20 protein-coding genes are annotated in these 15,781 nt (G+C 70.9%); 9 read left to right on the top strand and 11 right to left on the bottom strand.

What is annotated here, in order from left to right; genetic code table 11:
• The first annotated feature begins 74 nt into the window (after positions 1–74).
• On the top strand, positions 75–236 hold the full coding sequence (locus tag ACIQM4_RS22780; protein ID WP_401594482.1) for a hypothetical protein: 162 nt from the start codon (positions 75–77) through the stop codon (positions 234–236).
• 118 nt (positions 237–354) lie between these two features.
• Here ACIQM4_RS22780 and ACIQM4_RS22775 read toward each other — a convergent pair whose 3' ends face one another.
• Positions 355–744: an SSI family serine proteinase inhibitor gene (locus ACIQM4_RS22775; protein WP_401594480.1), complete on the bottom strand. Its 390-nt coding sequence runs from the start codon at positions 742–744 to the stop codon at positions 355–357.
• A gap of 189 nt (positions 745–933) precedes the next feature.
• On the opposite strand from ACIQM4_RS22775, the gene ACIQM4_RS22770 reads away from it, so the two are divergent.
• The gene (locus tag ACIQM4_RS22770) at positions 934–1,932 is read left to right on the top strand and encodes a YdcF family protein (RefSeq protein WP_401594477.1); all 999 of its coding nucleotides are present in this window, start codon (positions 934–936) and stop codon (positions 1,930–1,932) included.
• Positions 1,933–2,069: 137 nt separating this feature from the next.
• Positions 2,070–2,780 (top strand): lysophospholipid acyltransferase family protein, encoded by a 711-nt coding sequence (locus ACIQM4_RS22765; RefSeq protein ID WP_401594474.1) that lies wholly within the window; start codon positions 2,070–2,072, stop codon positions 2,778–2,780.
• Positions 2,781–2,980: 200 nt separating this feature from the next.
• Here the strand turns inward: ACIQM4_RS22765 and ACIQM4_RS22760 are convergent, their stop codons facing one another.
• Positions 2,981–4,588: an alpha/beta hydrolase gene (locus tag ACIQM4_RS22760; protein ID WP_401594472.1), complete on the bottom strand. Its 1,608-nt coding sequence runs from the start codon at positions 4,586–4,588 to the stop codon at positions 2,981–2,983.
• Between the two features lie 226 nt (positions 4,589–4,814).
• Here ACIQM4_RS22760 and ACIQM4_RS22755 point away from each other — a divergent pair, with 226 nt between their 5' ends.
• Complete coding sequence (locus ACIQM4_RS22755) at positions 4,815–5,084, top strand: DUF4190 domain-containing protein (RefSeq protein WP_401594469.1); 270 nt, start codon at positions 4,815–4,817, stop codon at positions 5,082–5,084.
• A 35-nt stretch (positions 5,085–5,119) separates the two neighbouring features.
• On the opposite strand, the gene ACIQM4_RS22750 is transcribed toward ACIQM4_RS22755, so the two are convergent.
• The 7 genes from ACIQM4_RS22750 to ACIQM4_RS22720 form a co-directional block, all read right to left on the bottom strand.
• Entirely contained in the window at positions 5,120–5,881 is a 762-nt protein-coding gene (locus ACIQM4_RS22750; RefSeq protein WP_401594466.1) for an urease accessory protein UreD, read from the bottom strand.
• Positions 5,878–6,567, bottom strand: a complete 690-nt coding sequence (ureG, locus tag ACIQM4_RS22745) for an urease accessory protein UreG (protein ID WP_401594463.1) — start codon at positions 6,565–6,567, stop codon at positions 5,878–5,880. The genes ACIQM4_RS22750 and ureG overlap by 4 nt, the downstream gene beginning before the upstream one ends.
• 24 nt (positions 6,568–6,591) lie before the next feature.
• A complete protein-coding gene (locus ACIQM4_RS22740) occupies positions 6,592–7,299 on the bottom strand; it encodes an urease accessory protein UreF (protein WP_401595043.1) in 708 nt (235 codons plus the stop codon).
• 332 nt (positions 7,300–7,631) lie between these two features.
• Entirely contained in the window at positions 7,632–9,398 is a 1,767-nt protein-coding gene (locus ACIQM4_RS22735) for an urease subunit alpha (RefSeq protein ID WP_401594461.1), read from the bottom strand.
• Positions 9,391–9,702: an urease subunit beta gene (locus ACIQM4_RS22730; RefSeq protein WP_401595041.1), complete on the bottom strand. Its 312-nt coding sequence runs from the start codon at positions 9,700–9,702 to the stop codon at positions 9,391–9,393. The genes ACIQM4_RS22735 and ACIQM4_RS22730 overlap by 8 nt, the downstream gene beginning before the upstream one ends.
• A 77-nt stretch (positions 9,703–9,779) precedes the next feature.
• Positions 9,780–10,082: an urease subunit gamma gene (locus ACIQM4_RS22725; RefSeq protein WP_401595038.1), complete on the bottom strand. Its 303-nt coding sequence runs from the start codon at positions 10,080–10,082 to the stop codon at positions 9,780–9,782.
• 241 nt (positions 10,083–10,323) lie between these two features.
• Positions 10,324–10,614: a type II toxin-antitoxin system Phd/YefM family antitoxin gene (locus ACIQM4_RS22720; RefSeq protein ID WP_401594459.1), complete on the bottom strand. Its 291-nt coding sequence runs from the start codon at positions 10,612–10,614 to the stop codon at positions 10,324–10,326.
• Positions 10,615–10,713: 99 nt separating this feature from the next.
• Here ACIQM4_RS22720 and ACIQM4_RS22715 point away from each other — a divergent pair, with 99 nt between their 5' ends.
• From ACIQM4_RS22715 to ACIQM4_RS22705, 3 genes are all read left to right on the top strand, one after another.
• The gene (locus tag ACIQM4_RS22715) at positions 10,714–11,346 is read left to right on the top strand and encodes an ATP-dependent Clp protease proteolytic subunit (RefSeq protein ID WP_401594456.1); all 633 of its coding nucleotides are present in this window, start codon (positions 10,714–10,716) and stop codon (positions 11,344–11,346) included.
• 8 nt (positions 11,347–11,354) lie between these two features.
• Positions 11,355–11,660, top strand: coding sequence for a hypothetical protein (locus tag ACIQM4_RS22710; RefSeq protein ID WP_401595035.1), 306 nt, complete (start codon positions 11,355–11,357; stop codon positions 11,658–11,660).
• Positions 11,661–12,044: 384 nt separating this feature from the next.
• A complete protein-coding gene (locus tag ACIQM4_RS22705) occupies positions 12,045–12,524 on the top strand; it encodes a C40 family peptidase (RefSeq protein WP_401594454.1) in 480 nt (159 codons plus the stop codon).
• Positions 12,525–12,584: 60 nt separating this feature from the next.
• Here the strand turns inward: ACIQM4_RS22705 and ACIQM4_RS22700 are convergent, their stop codons facing one another.
• Positions 12,585–13,016 carry an ATP-binding protein gene (locus ACIQM4_RS22700; RefSeq protein ID WP_401594451.1) on the bottom strand — a complete coding sequence of 144 codons (432 nt, stop codon included), beginning with the start codon at positions 13,014–13,016 and terminating at the stop codon, positions 12,585–12,587.
• A gap of 251 nt (positions 13,017–13,267) precedes the next feature.
• Here ACIQM4_RS22700 and ACIQM4_RS22695 point away from each other — a divergent pair, with 251 nt between their 5' ends.
• Complete coding sequence (locus tag ACIQM4_RS22695; RefSeq protein WP_401594449.1) at positions 13,268–14,116, top strand: helix-turn-helix domain-containing protein; 849 nt, start codon at positions 13,268–13,270, stop codon at positions 14,114–14,116.
• Positions 14,117–14,274: 158 nt separating this feature from the next.
• A complete protein-coding gene (locus tag ACIQM4_RS22690) occupies positions 14,275–14,499 on the top strand; it encodes a DUF397 domain-containing protein (protein ID WP_401594447.1) in 225 nt (74 codons plus the stop codon).
• A gap of 12 nt (positions 14,500–14,511) precedes the next feature.
• Here the strand turns inward: ACIQM4_RS22690 and ACIQM4_RS22685 are convergent, their stop codons facing one another.
• On the bottom strand, positions 14,512–15,669 hold the full coding sequence (locus ACIQM4_RS22685) for an 8-amino-7-oxononanoate synthase (RefSeq protein ID WP_401594444.1): 1,158 nt from the start codon (positions 15,667–15,669) through the stop codon (positions 14,512–14,514).
• Positions 15,670–15,781 lie beyond the last annotated feature (112 nt).

Genomic DNA, 15,781 nt, shown 5'->3' with positions numbered 1-15,781 from the left:
ACGGGCGCGCAGCGGTAGCGGTGGCACACCCCCTCGGGTGACGATGTTCCTCCACTCGGAGTGAGGGGGCGCGCGTGTCCAGTTCACCGAAGTCCATGGGAGTGCTCACCGTCGGGACGCTGGTGGTCGTCACCGCGTACTCGGCGGCACTGGGCAGCAACGGCTGGCTGTGGTTCGGCTGGGTGGTGCTGCTGATGGCGACCGTAGGGACGGCAGCGACGTCGCGGGGGCACTGAGAGGCCGCGCAGGGGGCGCCGGAGGCCCCGGCAGAGCGCCGCTGGGACCCCGGAGAGCGCTGCCGCGGGTTCCGGGCCCTTCCCAGCCGTCTCGGGAGGGAGGGACCCGGCTTCCGGCTCAGAAGCGGAATACGGCTCCGGTCTGCGCGTCGAGCATGCACGCGTTGGCGAAGGTCCTCGTCCACCGGACGGTCTGCCCGTGCCGGCTGCCGCGCGCCGTCGCGGTCACCGGGTCGTGCTGCTTGGTGCACGCCCTCGGCTCGCCGGGCAGTGCGTCGAAGTCGCCGCGCGCCCAGGCCAGGGCGTTGCAGGCGGCAAGCGGGTCCGGGTGGCTGCCGCCCGCGGGCGAGCACCGGAGGTGCACCCCGCGGATCCAGGTGTTCTGCGCACCGCTGACCGAGAGCAGCAGCCCTCGCTGTTCGGCCGGATGGCTCTCGGCGGCAGCGGTGGCGGCGGGGACGAGGCAGAGCAGGGCGGCTGCCGCGACAGCGGCGGGACGGGAGCGCACGGGGGTCCTCCAGGGCGGCAGGGGGGCTGTCGGGTAGAGCGCACCCCCCGTGGCCCGTCCCGGCAACCGGCCACGCCGCCGCCCGGCCCGGCACCGCCCGTCCGGAGCAGCGGAGTTGCCCCGCCCGGCCGCTGCTCCGCCGCCCACCGGGCGTCCTGGGGGCGCACGGGAGTGACGTAACGTACCCACATGATCGTATTCGCGCCCGCCGGAATCTTCCTCCTGGCCCTGGGCGTCAGCATGTTGCGTGACCGGCGGCGGCTGCGCAACGGCGTGTACCTGGTCCTCGCCCTCTTCGCCGCAAGCCTCGGTCTGCTGCTGTGGGCGGGGCAGACGCACCCCCGCCTCGCGGGCGCCCTCGCCGTGGCGCTCCTGGTGCTCGCCGTCCTGTCCGCGCTGACCCTGGCCGTGTTCCTGATCAGGAACGGGCTGACCATGGTCCGCAAGGAGGGTCGGAGCCCCGCCAACCTGCTCTCCCTGCTGGCAGGTCTGGGGATCATGGGGCTCTCCGCGATGCTGGTCACGACGCTCGTGACCGGTTCGCGCGCCCTGGGCACGGTGACCGTGGTCGCGGTGCTGGTCGTCGGGTACGTCTCCTTCCTCTTCAGCTGTTTCCTGCTGTACTCGCTGCTGTACGGCTGGTTCAGACCCCGGGGCCGCCTGGACTTCGTCGTCGTGCTGGGCTCGGGCCTGGTCCGCGACAAGGTGCCGCCGCTGCTCGCGAGCCGCCTGTCGAAGGGCCGTGCGGTGTACGAGGCCCAGGTCGCGGCCGGCGGGGACCCGACGATGGTCACCTCTGGCGGGCAGGGCCCGGACGAGGACCGCCCGGAGGCACAGGCCATGGCGGAGTTCCTGATCGAGGCGGGCGTGCCTCAGGACCGGATCCTCCAGGAGAGCAAGTCCGGTACCACCGAGGAGAACCTGGCCTTCAGCGGTGCCTTGATGCGGGAGGTGGATCCCGGCTACCGGTGTGTGGTCGTCACCAACAACTACCACGCGTTCCGGGCCGCCGTCACGGCCCGCAGGACCGGCATCAACGGCCAGGTGATCGGCTCCCCCACCGCCCGCTACTTCTGGCCGAGCGCGGTCATCAGGGAGTTCGTCGCGGTCTTCATGGACCACAAGCTGATCAACTTCGGCATGTGCGCCCTGCTGGCCCTCGCGGGCGCACTCACGGGTGTGCTCTGAGCTTCCCGGCCCCACTTTTCCGCACCGGTCGCCGCCGGGGCGGTCGACGTGGTGGCGGTACCCGGGTGTCCCGGGTGCGGCAACGGGCAGGTAAACAGCGGCCCACAAGGCGGTCAGTCACAGTAGGGAGCAGCCGGGTGTTCTATTACGTGCTCAAGTACGTCGTCATCGGGCCGGTGTTGAGACTTCTGTTCCGGCCCCGGATCGAGGGGCTGGGGCATGTGCCCGGCGCCGGGGCGGCGATCGTCGCGGGCAATCACCTGTCGTTCTCCGACCACTTCCTGATGCCTGCCGTGCTGAAGCGGCGGATCACCTTCCTGGCCAAGGCGGAGTACTTCACCGGCCCCGGGGTGAAGGGGAAGCTGACCGCGGCCTTCTTCCGCAGCGCGGGCCAGATTCCGGTGGACCGCTCGGGCAAGGAGGCCGGGAAGGCGGCCGTGCGGGAGGGGCTCGGGGTGCTCGCGAAGGACGAGTTGCTCGGGATCTACCCCGAAGGCACCCGCTCGCACGACGGCCGGCTGTACAAGGGGAAGGTCGGGGTCGCGGTGATGGCGATCAGGGCCGGGGTGCCGGTGGTGCCGTGCGCGATGGTGGGGACGTTCGAGATCCAGCCGCCTGGACGGAAGATCCCCAAGGTCAAGCGGGTGACGATCCGGTTCGGGGAGCCGCTGGACTTCTCGCGGTTCGCGGGCATGGAGAACGAGAAGGCCGCGCTGCGGGCCGTCACCGACGAGATCATGTACGCGATCCTGGCCCTGTCCGGGCAGGAGTACGTCGACCGGTACGCCGCCGACGTCAAGGCCGAACAGGCCGAGCAGGGACGGAAGTTCCCGCGACTGCGACGCTGAGGACGCGCGGGGCGCAGCGAAAAGGCGGGCGCAGCAAGAAAATGCGCGCAGCGGAGTGGGCGGGCGCAGCGAAGCGGGCGGGGCAGCCGAAAGGGGGCGGCCGGTGGGAGAGCACCGGCCGCCCCCTGGTCCTGGCGGCGCCGCCGCCGGGCGTCACGGCCCGGCGGACGGCGGCCCGGGGTCGGTCGCCCCTCGGGGCGTTACGGCTGCGGCGTGGCGTGCGGGGCGCACGTCACGTCGCGGGCGTCGAGCTTGCCCGTGAGCAGGTACGACTCGACCTTGCCGTTGAGGCACGGGTTCACCAGGTTGGTGATGCCGTGCGAACCCGCGTCGCGCTCGGTGATCAGGCGCGAGCCCTTGAAGCGCTTGTGCAGCTCGACCGCACCCGCGTACGGCGTGGCCGCGTCCCGGGTGGACTGGGCGATCAGCACCGGCGGCAGACCCTTGCCGGTCCGTACCTCCGTGGCGTGCTGCTGCGGAGCGCCCCAGGTGGCACAGGGCAGGTTCATCCAGGCGTTGGACCAGGTGAGGAACGGGTACTTCTCGTGCAGCCGGGTGTTGTCCCGGTTCCACTTGTTCCAGCTGGTCGGCCACTTGGCGTCCGCGCACTCGACCGCCGTGTAGACGGCGTTGCCGTTCTCCGATGCGATGTTGCCGGCGGTGTCCTCCGGGTGCGGGCCCGCCGCGTCGACGAGGGTCGCGGAGTCACCCTTGAGGTACTTGCTCCAGACGTCGGCGACCGGCGCCCAGCTGGAGTCGTAGTACGGCGCGCTCTGGAAGAAGTTGGTCAGTTCCTGCGGGCCGACGAGGCCGCCGATGGGGTCCTTCTTGGCGGTGGCGCGCAGCTTGTCCCACTGCTGGCGGACCTTCGCGACGGTGTTGCCGATGTGGTAGGTCGCGTCGTTCTTGGCGACCCACTGCATCCAGTCGTTCCAGCGGGTCTCGAAGGCGACGTCCTGGTCGAGGTTGACCTCGTACCAGATCTTGTCCGTGGACGGGTTGACGACGCTGTCGAGAACCATGCGGCGCACGTGCGACGGGAAGAGGGTGCCGTAGACGGCGCCCAGGTAGGTGCCGTACGAGACGCCCAGGTAGTTGAGCTTCTTGTCACCGAGCGCGGCCCGGACGACGTCCAGGTCACGTGCCGTGTTCGGGGTGGTCATGTGCGGCAGCATCCAGCCGCTGCGCTCCTTGCAACCCGCCGCGTACTCGGCGGCGAGCTTGCGCTGGGCGCGCTTGTCGGCCTCGCTGTCGGGCACCGGGTCGGCCTTCGGCGCCTTGACGTACTCCTGCGGGTCGACGCAGGAGATCGGAGTCGACTTGCCGACTCCGCGCGGGTCGAAGCCGACCAGGTCGTACGCCTTGGCCGCGCCCGCCCAGATCTCGCTCTTGGTGACGACCCGGCGCGGGAACTTGAGCCCCGAGCCGCCGGGGCCGCCCGGGTTGTAGACCAGGGAACCCTGCCGGTCCTGCGGGGTGCCGGTGTTGGCGATCTTGTCGACGGCGATCTGGATCTGCCTGCCGTACGGCTTGCGGTAGTCCAGCGGGACCGAGACGTAGCCGCACTTGATGGGCTTCTCCAGGCCCCAGTCGGCCGGGCAGTCCTTCCAGGCGATGCCGTGCCTGGCGGCCCGGTCCGCGGCCACCTGCACGCCGTACGCCTCGGAACTCCCGCCGTGCTGACGGCTGCTGGAGTCCTGCCTTCCCTGTGCGGCATCGGCGGTCGCGGCCGGTGCGGCCATCGCGCCCGCTATGAGCGTGCCCGCGAGCAGTGTGCCGGCCGAGCCGAGCGCTGCGGTGCGTCGCAAGTGGACCTCCCCCTGTGAGTTCTGTTCAGTCCCCGGAAACGGGTCTGGGCGGCATCCTTTCGTTCGAACGGATGCCGCGACCAGACCGTACTGGTGTTTCTTTGCCGAACCAATAACCGGTGCAGGGGTTCCGCTCAGCGGTGCTCCCGAACATCCACATGCATGGACCTGTCATCACGGGATATGCGGATGTCTCCAACACCTCTTCAAAACAACGGGAGTTCAGATGTCCGGCATCGGCGCGAGCAGGAGCACACGTTCGGGCACCAACGGGCTGGCCGTCGCCGGCCTCGTCTGCGGCATCATCGGGCTGTTCCTCTTCAACATCATTCTCGGCCCGCTGGCGCTCATCTTCGGAATCATCGCCTACAAGCAGACCGGTGGTTCGGGCATGTCGAAGGCCGCGATCGCCCTGGGCATCGTCGACCTGGTGGTCTTCGGCATCCTGCTCGCCGTGGCCTCGTCGGGCGGCTTCAGCTGGTACGTGGGCGGTTAATTCAACCGCGCGGCGGGGGCGGCGCACCCCACACGTCAGCCGACCGGCGCTCCGGCGCGAAGGTCGTGCAGCGCACGGTCCAGCACCCCACGCAGCGCCCTCGCGTCCGTCGCCACCGCCGTCACCAGTACGGCCCCATCCCCCAGCGGGGTGAGCACCGCGGTCTCGCCGAACAGGCGGGGCCGCGGTGGTGTGTCCGCGAACCTTTCATCCACGACCAGGAGTTGACCGACCGCGCGATGGCCGCCCAGTACCGCGCCGCCGTCCCAGCCGCCGGGCGCGCCCGGACCGTACGCCAGTTCCTGATCGAGCAGCGGGCGGCCCGCGCGGTGCACGGTGAGCCGGGAGAACAGGGTTCCCGGTTCCTCTCCGTGCCGCCCCAGCACCTGCTCCTCCCGCAGCACGAGCCGTGCGTCCGGGGCGAGTTCGACGCGGGTGTTCATCCGCAGGTCGCTGCCGCCCGCCGAGATCAGCTGCTCGGGGAGCCAGTGCAGTTCGGCGTCCGCCCCGACCCTCAACCGGACGTCGTAGCGGGCGGTTTCACCGGTGCGACCCGGCAGGGCGACCGTCGCGGCCGCCGCGTCCACGGTCAGCCGGGCGCCGTCCAGCACCTCGGCCTCGATGGCCAGCCGGTCGCCGCCGAGCGGCGCGCTCATCGCGCCGACGACGGTGACCCTGCTGCTGTCGGGGCCATCGGCAGCCCTCGTACGGCGCAGGGCGAGCGGTCCGTCGCTCTCCAGCAGCGGAAGCCGGCCGCCGGGGGCGGCGACGATGCGGGCAGTGGCGCGGATGCTCACGCTTCGGCTTTCGCGTGCCATGCGGCGAGCTGCGCCCGCACCCAGTCCGCGATCGGCGTGACGCCCTCGCCGGAGGTCAACGAGGTGAACGCGACCGGGAGTTCACCGCGCTGCTCCTTGGCGTCCCGTGCCATCCGCCCCAGGTCGGAGCCGACGTAGGGCGCCAGGTCCGTCTTGTTGATGACGAGGAGGTCGGCGGTGGTCACGCCGGGTCCGCCCTTGCGGGGGATGTCGTCGCCGCCCGCCACGTCGATGACGAAGACCTGTGCGTCGACGAGCCCCTTGGAGAAGGTGGCGGTGAGGTTGTCGCCGCCGGATTCCACGAGGATCAGGTCGAGCGGGCCGACCGCGTCCTCCAGGTCCTCCACCGCTTCGAGGTTGGCGGAGATGTCGTCGCGGATCGCGGTGTGCGGGCAGGCGCCGGTCTCGACCGCCTGGATGCGCTCGGGCGGCAACACCGCGTTGCGCAGGAGGAATTCGGCGTCCTCACGGGTATAGATGTCGTTGGTGACGACGGCCAGGGACAGTTTGTCGCGCAGTTCCCGGCAGAGCGCCGCGACGGTCGCCGTCTTGCCGGAGCCCACGGGCCCGCCGAGCCCGATGCGCAGTGCCCGCCGGGTGCCGTCGGGGCGGTGGGCGTCGGCGCTGACCGCGGAGGCGGCGGAGTGGTCGTGGTCGAGGTGCATGGTGCGGCTCCTTGTGTCGTGGTGCTACGAGGCGAAGAGGCGTACGGACCAGGCCGCGTGCGCCTGTGCCGTGATGTCGAGCAGCGGGGCCGAGGCCGCGGGCAGGGCGTCGATGCCCTCGTGCGCCGCCTGCACCGCCCGTTCGGCGACCCGGTCGAGTTCCGGCGCGAGCCGCGCCAGCACCCCCGTTGCCTCGAACGGGTCCAGGCTCAGCAGCCGCACGACCGCGGTCGCGGCCCCGCTGACGCTTTCGTACGCCGCACAGTGCGCGGCGTCGGCCGGGCCCAGCCCCGCCGAGCGGGCGGCGAGCCCGAGTACGACGGGCTGGTGCGCGCCGCGCGGCCGGGCCGCGGCGAGCGCGTCCAGTTCGGCGCAGGGCCAGGTCGCGCGGGCCGCCCGCATCATCTGCCGGCCGAGCTTGCGGGCGGTGGCCCGCAGTGCGGGTGACGGGGTGCGCGCGTCCGCGGCCTCGTCGAGGGCGAGCGGATCGAGTCCGAGCGCGGCGGCCGCCGCCAGGGCTGCGGCGGTGAGCCCGGCGGTGTGCAGCCGCCCTTGGCAGAACACCGCGAGGTCCCGGTGGTCGCGGATCCGTCCCGCCTTGACCGCGGCCTCCGCCCCGCCGGAGTGTGCGTGCCCTCCGGCGGGAAAGCGCCCGTCGGCAAGCACGAGAAGCGCGGCACGGGCGCCGGGGGCGGGTGTGCCGGGGGCCGGAGTGGTGGGCGCGGGAGTGATGGGGGCAGGGGTGCCAGGCGCGGGAACGCCAGGCGCCGGGGTGCCGGGCGCGGGAGTGCCGGACTCTGGAGTACCGGACTCCTGGATGCCGGGCGCGGCCGGGGCGCGGTCCTGCGGCCCCGGGTCCGGTCCGTGCCCGCCGACCGGGCGGCCGGTCGGCGGGCCGCCCGGCTGGGGCCTGCCGGTGGCCGGGCGGGCCGGTCCGGGTCCGGAGGCCACTGCGGCCCCCGGGCCCGTACGCACGGAGAACCGCTCGGACGGGAGGGCCGAGAGCCGTTCGGAGAGAGGTGCGGTGAGGGGCACCGGGTGGCGTTCCATGTCGTGCGTCCCGCTCAGAAGAGGAAGTAGCGCTGGGCCATCGGCAGTTCCGCCGCGGGCGCCGGGTCCACCGGGTCGCCGTCGATGGTCACCGTGAAGGTGTCCGCGTCGACCTCAACCCTCGGCATCGCGTCGTTCTCCCTCATGTCCGCCTTGGTGACGCCTCGCGTGCTGGTGATCGGCACGAAGGCCTTGCGCACGCCCAGGCGCTCCCCGAGGCGGGCTGCGAGGCCGTCCTCGATCGCGGCCTCCGCGACGAAGTTGAAGGAGTTCGCGGCCGGGGCGCGGCCGATCGCCCCGTACATCGGCCGGGGCAGGATCGGCTGCGGGGTGGGGATGGACGCGTTGGCGTCGCCCATCTGCGCGTACGCGATCTGGCCGCCCTTGATGACGAGCAGCGGCTTGACGCCGAAGAAGGCGGGCTCCCACAGCACGAGGTCGGCGAGCTTGCCGGTCTCGACCGAGCCGATCTCGTGGGCGAGGCCCTGGGCGACGGCCGGGTTGATCGTGTATTTGGCGACATAGCGACGTGCTCGGTGGTTGTCCGCGCGCCCGTCCCCCGCCAGGGCCCCGCGCCGCTTCTTCATCACGTGCGCGGTCTGCCAGGTCCGCAGGATGACCTCGCCGACCCGGCCCATCGCCTGCGAGTCCGAGGAGATGATCGAGATGGCGCCGAGGTCGTGCAGGATGTCCTCGGCCGCGATGGTGGAGGGGCGGATGCGGGACTCCGCGAACGCCAGGTCCTCCGGCACCGCCGGGTTGAGGTGGTGGCAGACCATCAGCATGTCGAGGTGTTCGTCGAGCGTGTTGAGGGTGTGCGGACGGGTCGGGTTGGTCGAACTGGGCAGGACGTACGGCTCGGAGACGACCGTGATGATGTCCGGTGCGTGCCCGCCGCCCGCACCTTCTGTGTGGTACGCGTGGATGGTGCGGCCGGCGATGGCGGCGAGGGTGTCGCCGACGAAACCCGCCTCGTTCAACGTGTCGGTGTGAATGGCGAGTTGGGCGCCGGTCTCCTCGCACACACTAAGGCAGGCGTCGATCACGGCGGGGGTGGCGCCCCAGTCCTCGTGGATCTTGAAACCGAGTGCGCCGCCGCGCAGCTGGGCGTGCATGGCCTCGCGGGACATGGTGTTGCCCTTGCCGAGCAGCCCGATGTTGACCGGGTACTGCTCCAGCGCGGCGAACATCCGCCCCAGGTGCCAGCCGCCAGGGGTGACGGTGGTCGCCTTCGAGCCCTCCGCGGGGCCGGTGCCGCCACCGACAAGCGTGGTGATGCCGGAGCTCAGGGCCGCCTCGACGACGGTCGGCGAGATGAAGTGGACGTGTGCGTCGATGGCTCCGGCGGTGACGATGCGGCCGTTGCCCGCGATGATCTCGGTCTCGGGGCCGATCACGAGGTCGGGGTGGACGCCGTCCATGGTGTCCGGGTTGCCGGCCTTGCCGATGCCGGTGATGCGGCCGTCGCGGATGCCGACGTCGGCCTTGACGATTCCCCAGTGGTCGAGGATGACGACCCCGGTGATGACGGTGTCGGGGGCGCCCTCGGCGCGGGTCGTACGGGCCTGGCCCATCGACTCACGGATGACCTTGCCGCCGCCGAACACCGCCTCGTCGCCCGCGAGTCCCGGCCCGCCCGAGCGGTCCTCCTCGATCTCGACGAGCAGATCGGTGTCGGCGAGCCGGATGCGGTCGCCGGTGGTGGGGCCGAACAGGTCGGTGTACACCGCGCGGGAGATCCCGGGGTGCGAGGAGGCTTCCGTGCGCAGGGACTCAGACATCGAGGGGACCGCCAATCTCCCCGCGCAGACCGGCGACGACGCGCCTGCCACCGATGGGAACGAGTTCGACGTCGACGGGTATGCCGGGCTCGAAGCGCACGGCCGTCCCGGCGGCGATGTTCAGCCGCAGTCCGCGGGCGGCGGTGCGGTCGAAGTCGAGGCCGGGGTTGGCCTCGGCGAAGTGGTAGTGGGAGCCGACCTGAACGGGCCGGTCGGCGGCGTTGAGCACGGTCAGGCGGCTCACGGGACGGCCCTCGTTGAGGAGCACCGAGCCTTCCGCGAAGAGGATCTCGCCGGGAATCACACGGTCGCTGTTCTCGGTCGCCGGCCCACCGGTCACTGGTCCGCCGCTCACTGGTCCGCCGGTCACTGGTCCGCCGGTCACTGGATCGGCTCGTGCACGGTGACGAGCTTGGTGCCGTCCGGGAAGGTCGCCTCGACCTGGACGTCGTGGATCATCTCTGGGATGCCGTCCATGACTTCTTCGCGGTGCAGCACCTTGCGCCCCGACGACATCAACTGCGCGACGGTGTGACCGTCCCGCGCGCCTTCGAGAATGTGCGAGGTGATGAGAGCGACCGCCTCGGGGTGATTGAGCCTCACCCCGCGCGCCCTGCGCTTCTCGGCCACGTCCGCGGCCACATGGATGAGCAGGCGCTCCTGCTCGTGCGGGGACAGCTGCACGCTTCCCACCTCCTGGATTGTCAAGCACCCTGCGCATGAACGGGGCTGAGTGACCAGAAAGATGCAAGGGGCACCCGCCTCGACGCAGCGGGACCATATCCGATTTCAACACTCTGTTGAGGCTTCAATCCCTGTCACCCGGCCAGGAATTGCACGTTAGAGCCGAATTTTTTCCAATGCGTTAACTGGGGCTTTGCCAGCCCATGATCGACGGGGTTTTTCGAAACATTTTGCCGCCCGGTCAGTGGCGGCCCTCACCTCGCTGCTCGCCTCGGTGCTCGGCGGCGATGCCGAAGCGGCGCCGTTCGCCCTCGGCGGACGTGAGCGACCCGACCGACGAGACGGAACTGATCACCTGCTCCTCGACCGCCTCCGGCTCGCCCTCAAGACGTTCCAGGTCAGCGGCGGACACCAGGGCCACGAGCGGCTTCCCGTGCCGGGTCACAACCACCCTCTCGCCGCCGTACACGACGCGGTTGATCAGGTCGGCGAGCTCTGCGCGGGCTTGCGTCACCGGAATCTCGTAGGTCATGCTCACCATCGTACTGAACGTACGTCCTGTACATTTTTTACAGAGACAGGCGCACGTGGAACGTCAGCCCGGAGAACGTCAGCCGAAAGGGAGCGCGCCATGATCCAGCCGTCCGCCCGTTACGTACTTCCGCAGTTCCAGGAGCGCACCAGCACCGGAATCCGCACCCTCGACCCGTACTCGAAGATGCTCGGCGAGCGGATCGTCTTTCTCGGCACCCCCGTCGACGACGCGGCGGCGAACGACATCGCCGCACAGTTCATGTACCTGGAACACGACGCGCCCGACCAGGACATCTCGCTCTACATCAACTCCCCCGGCGGTTCGTACACAGCGATGTCGGCGATCTACGACACGCTCCAGTTCGTCAGCTGCGACGTGGAGACGATCTGCCTCGGCCAGGCTCTCGACGCGGCCGCCGTCCTGCTCGCGGCCGGCAGCCCCGGCAAGCGGCTCTCGCTGCCGGGTGCCCGGATCGCGCTCAGCCAGCCCTCCCTGGACGAGCCCGTGCAGGGCCGGCCGACCGACCTGGAGATCCAGGCGAAGGAACTGGTGCGGCTGCGCTCGATGACGGCGGGGTTGCTGGCCCGGCACACGGGCAGGTCCGCCGCACAGGTCGAGGCCGACTTCGACCGCACCCGGATCCTCGACGCAGAAGCGGCCCTCGCGTACGGGCTGGTGGACCGGACCACCGGGAGCCGCAAGCACGTCGTCGCGACCGGCCCCCGATGAGCGGTCGCATGCTGCCGGAACTGCCGCCGCTCCCGGCGCTGACCCGCGCCGAGTGCGACTTCCTGGACAGCTATCTGGCGGTCGTCGACTCCCTGGGCCGGATCAACCCGTCCCGCAGCACGGACACTTACGGCGCCCTGCGCGCCGCACAGGCGCTCGTCGGCCGGGCCACGGCTCTACGCGACGCCCTCACCCTGATGTACGAGCGGGGTGAGAGTGGGATCCACCCGGCGACGTTCGGCCGGGCACTACGCGTCCTGGACGGGGAGCGGCGGGCCGGGCGGCTCACCGTGCCCCCGGAGCAGGTGAGTTGATCACCGGAACCCGCCCGGGCACCCGGTCGGAGCGGACCGCAGGAGGCGCAGCCGCACCAGAACGCCTCCCCCGTTCGGCGCAGTCACGTCTACCCCGCCCGTACTGATCGAGTTGCACAGGTCGGCCGCAGGCAGCACCGTTCGGCGGGCTCCGGTGCAGGTGCGGGCCTCCGCACGGACCGACGCCGGTGATCGGAACCCGCTCTGTCCACCCGAACGGACGAGTGGTGACGAGCCTCACAAACACCCCTTCTCGCACGGAAACCGGCCGTCGGCCGGGTCAGGATCCGTGCAACGACAAGACCCCGCCGTCGTGGCGGGGCGGTCCTGGCGGGCGCCGCACCACGGGCCCCGCCAGGACCTCTGGTCGACGAAGGGTTGCGCATGACTGCGCACATGCACGCCGCTGTCCCGACGCTGATCGCCAGGGCCTGTGTCGCTTCGGCCCTCACCCTCGCCGTGCTTGGCGCGCCACTCGTGATCCCCGGGGCCGCCCCCGAGGCGGAGGCCGCGACGCCGGCGACGAAAGCACTCCAGATCGCCGCGTCGAAGCGCGGATCGCCGTACAAGTACGGGGCCGCCGGCCCGTACCGTTTCGACTGCTCGGGGCTGACGCTGTACTCGTTCAAGAGGGTGGGCAAGAGCCTGCCGCGCTCGGCACAGTCGCAGTACAACAGGACCCGGCACATCTCCCGCTCCCAACGCCAGCGCGGGGACCTGGTCTTCTTCCACCAGGGGCGCAGGGTCTACCACGTCGGGATCTACGCGGGCGGCAACAAGATCTGGCACTCGCCGAGGCGGGGCACGGTGGTGCGCCTGGAACGGATCTGGTCGAAGGGCGTGTGGTACGGCCGGGTGCGGTAGTCACCCTTCAACTGCGCCCCGCCCCCCTTCAACTGCGTCCTGCTCCACGACTGTTGCCAGTTACCTCTGTACCGGTACGGTCCAGGGCAGCGCGATCCACACCGTCTTGCCGCCCTCCGCGGTGGGTGTGACGGACAGCCGTCCACCGCACTCCGCCGCGAGGGAGCGGATGATGACCATGCCGCGCCCGTTGTCCTGCTGGACCGCGGCGGGTAGCCGCTGCGGCCAGCGCGGGTGACTGTCGGTGACGCCGATGCGCAGATGTTCGTCGCGTTCCAGCTGGACGTCCACCGTGAAGGTGGGCGACTGGCCGAAGGTGTGCTGCACGGCGTTGGTCGCCAGTTCCGAGACGATCAGCCGGATGGTGTCGGCGGCCTCGGAGTCCGTCAGCAGGCCCCATTCGGCGAGCACTTGGGTGACGAACCTGCGGGCCTTGGGCACCGAAGCGGGATCGCTCGGCAGGGTGACGGATACTTCCTGGTGGTCAGCCATGGCGACGTTGTCCCTTTCCCACCGGGGCCGGACTCGGACTCGGACTCGGACTCGCACGCGGATCTGTGCGGGCCGGCCCCGGACACGTTCCGTGCCAGAGTGTCACCAATGGTGCGGTCATCGGCGCCCCTACTCCAAGAAATGCATATATCTGCCACTCAATGTAGTGAACTCTGCTCCTCGGAACGGGAATTGCCCGGCACACTGACTGGCGGCGGGAAGGCCCTGCGGCGTGTGACAAGGAGTCGGGAATGCGACACGGCCCCGCGGTGCGCCGGCGCAAGCTCGGGGAGGAGCTGCGCAGGCTGCGCGACCGGGCAGGACTCACCAGCCCGCAGGCGGCGCGATTGGCCGGCTGGCACCAGTCGAAGGTCAGCCGGATCGAGACCGGGCACAGCGGCGTGAAGCCGGAGGACGTGGCCCTGCTGCTCTCGGTCTACGACGTCACGGAACCCCATCTGCGCTCCCTGCTCGAAGCACTGGTGGAGACCCCCGGGGAGGCCGGCTCCCAGTGGTGGCAGGCCTATCGAAGTCTGCTGCCGCCGCAGTACCGGGACTTCATCAGTCTTGAGTCCCAGGCCTGTACGGCACGCAGCCTCGAAACCTCGGTCGTTCCGGGGCTCTTGCAGACCGCGGACTACGCGCGCGCGGTGACCAGGGCGACACTGTCCGGGCTACCCGCCCGGAAGGTCGACTCCCTGGTGGAGGTGCGGCTCGCCCGTCAGAAGGTGTTGCGGACGGCCTCGCCGCTGACTCTGAGTGCCGTACTGGACGAAGCGGTACTGCGCAGGGCCGTGGGCGGTGAGCGGGTGATGAGGGACCAGGCGCGGCATCTGCTGGAGATGGCGGAGCTTCCCCATGTGCGGTTGCAGGTGCTGCCCTTTGCGGCGGGCGCGCACACGGGACTCACCGGCGCTTTCGTAATCTTCTCCTTTCCGGACATGGCTGATCTGGATGTGGTTGTTATTGACCACTTGGCGAGTAGCCTCTATCTGGAACGGAGAGAAGACCTCGCTCAGTACACGGCGGCCTTCCGGCGGCTGCAGACCCAGGCTCTTGGTCACGAGGACTCACTGGATCTGATCGCCGGCATCCGCTGACCCGAGGTTCGGCGCGACCGGATACACCGATCCGCTGACCCGAGGTTCGGCGCCACCAAATCCGTTGATCCGCTGACCGCGGTTCGGCGCGACCGGCTCCGCCCGCACCACCTTCCGCACCCACCACCCCCACCGGTGACGACGCGCAGGGAGGAAACATGTCTCCACACCCAGCGAACGTATCTTCCAGCCTGCAACTGCACGGCGCAGCGTGGCGCCGCGGCAGCCGCAGTACGGGCATGAACAACTGCGTCGAGACGGCGCAGGTCAACGGCGGCCTGTTGGCCGTCCGTGACTCGAAGCGCGTGAGCCGCCCCGCACTTCTCTTCGGGACCGACGCCTGGTCCCGCTTCGTCGGCGCGGTGCGCACCGCCACTCTGTGACCTGATGCCCCGTCACATCGGGGGCGCGGTACGGACAATGACGTCCACCGCGCCCTCGATCTGTTCGTCAGTGAGGTCGGCCCTGGCGGTCAGCCGCAGCCGGGAGACACCGTCGGGTACGGACGGCGGGCGGAAGCAGCCGACGCCGAGACCTTCGGCGCGGCAGTCGGCCGCCCAGCGCAGGGCCGCCGCGGCGGACGGTGCGCGCACCGAGACCACCGCCGCGTCCGGGCGTACCGCGGCGAGCCCCGCCGAGGTCAGCCGCGTGTACAGCGAGGCGGACACCTCGCGGGCGCGCTCCGCCAGGCCTGGCTCGCGGCGCAGCAGGCGCAGGCTTGCGAGGGCCGCTCCGGCTGCCGCCGGGGCGAGGCCGGTGTCGAAGATGAACGTCCGGGCCGCGTTCACCAGGTGGTCGATGACATGTGCCGGGCCGAGCACCGCGCCGCCCTGGCTGCCGAGTGACTTCGACAGCGTGACGGTGGTGACGACGTCCGGAGCGCCCGCCAGTCCCGCCGCGTGCGGGGCGCCGCGTCCGCCGTCGCCGAGCACACCGAGGCCGTGTGCGTCGTCGATGACCAGTGCCGCACCGAACTCCCTTGCCACGGCCGCGTGTTCCAGGAGCGGGGCGGCGTCGCCGTCCACCGAGAAGACGGAGTCCGTGACCACCAGCGCCCGTCCGTCGTGCCCGTCGATGGCCTTGCGTACCGCCTCGGGATCGGCGTGCGGTACCACCGCGGTGTCGGCGCGGGACAGTCGGCAGCCGTCGACGATCGAGGCGTGGTTGCCCGCGTCGGAGACGATCAGGGAGCCCCGCGCGGTCAGGGCGGTCAGCGCGGCCAGGTTGGCGGCGTAGCCGGAGGAGAGCACGAGGGCGGCCTCGAAGCCGGTGAACTCGGCGATTTCCCGCTCCAGTTCGGCGTGCAGTGCGGTGCTTCCGGTGACGAGCCGCGAACCGGTCGCGCCCGCTCCCCAGCGCCGGGCCGCGGCGACCGCGGCGCCTACCGTCTCCGGGTGGCGGGTCAGCCCCAGGTAGTCGTTGCTCGCGAGATCGAGGAGGGGGCTGTCCGCGGGGCGCGGGCGCAGCGTCCTGAGCAGGCCGGCGCGCGCACGGTGGGCCGTCTCCTCCCCGATCCAGCCGAAGGGGTTCGAAGGCGGTGGACGATCGGGCATGGTGGAACCCTCCGGTGGGGCAACGCTTTCGGGCGGCACTTTGTAGGCAGCCCACAGACACTAGCCGGACCGAACCCCTGTCAGGGTGTGGCAATACCCACACCTCGAACCA

It is taken from the genome of Streptomyces sp. NPDC091272, assembly GCF_044757485.1.
Classification (GTDB): domain Bacteria; phylum Actinomycetota; class Actinomycetes; order Streptomycetales; family Streptomycetaceae; genus Streptomyces.
The sequence above is the reverse complement of the archived record's forward strand: the minus strand, read 5'-3'. Positions and strand labels throughout refer to the sequence as shown.

Bases quoted from the DNA above. Each gene is read 5' to 3' on its own strand.
- ACIQM4_RS22735 (WP_401594461.1), bottom strand. From the start codon at position 9,398: ATGTCTGAGTCCCTGCGCACGGAAGCCTCCTCGCACCCCGGGATCTCC.
- ACIQM4_RS22710 (WP_401595035.1), top strand. From the start codon at position 11,355: ATGCTGCCGGAACTGCCGCCGCTCCCGGCGCTGACCCGCGCCGAGTGC.
- ACIQM4_RS22690 (WP_401594447.1), top strand. From the start codon at position 14,275: ATGTCTCCACACCCAGCGAACGTATCTTCCAGCCTGCAACTGCACGGC.
- ACIQM4_RS22695 (WP_401594449.1), top strand. From the start codon at position 13,268: ATGCGACACGGCCCCGCGGTGCGCCGGCGCAAGCTCGGGGAGGAGCTG.
- ACIQM4_RS22755 (WP_401594469.1), top strand. From the start codon at position 4,815: ATGTCCGGCATCGGCGCGAGCAGGAGCACACGTTCGGGCACCAACGGG.
- ACIQM4_RS22770 (WP_401594477.1), top strand. From the start codon at position 934: ATGATCGTATTCGCGCCCGCCGGAATCTTCCTCCTGGCCCTGGGCGTC.
- ACIQM4_RS22720 (WP_401594459.1), bottom strand. From the start codon at position 10,614: ATGACCTACGAGATTCCGGTGACGCAAGCCCGCGCAGAGCTCGCCGAC.
- ACIQM4_RS22685 (WP_401594444.1), bottom strand. From the start codon at position 15,669: ATGCCCGATCGTCCACCGCCTTCGAACCCCTTCGGCTGGATCGGGGAG.
- ureG (WP_401594463.1), bottom strand. From the start codon at position 6,567: ATGCACCTCGACCACGACCACTCCGCCGCCTCCGCGGTCAGCGCCGAC.
- ACIQM4_RS22715 (WP_401594456.1), top strand. From the start codon at position 10,714: ATGATCCAGCCGTCCGCCCGTTACGTACTTCCGCAGTTCCAGGAGCGC.
- ACIQM4_RS22705 (WP_401594454.1), top strand. From the start codon at position 12,045: ATGACTGCGCACATGCACGCCGCTGTCCCGACGCTGATCGCCAGGGCC.
- ACIQM4_RS22700 (WP_401594451.1), bottom strand. From the start codon at position 13,016: ATGGCTGACCACCAGGAAGTATCCGTCACCCTGCCGAGCGATCCCGCT.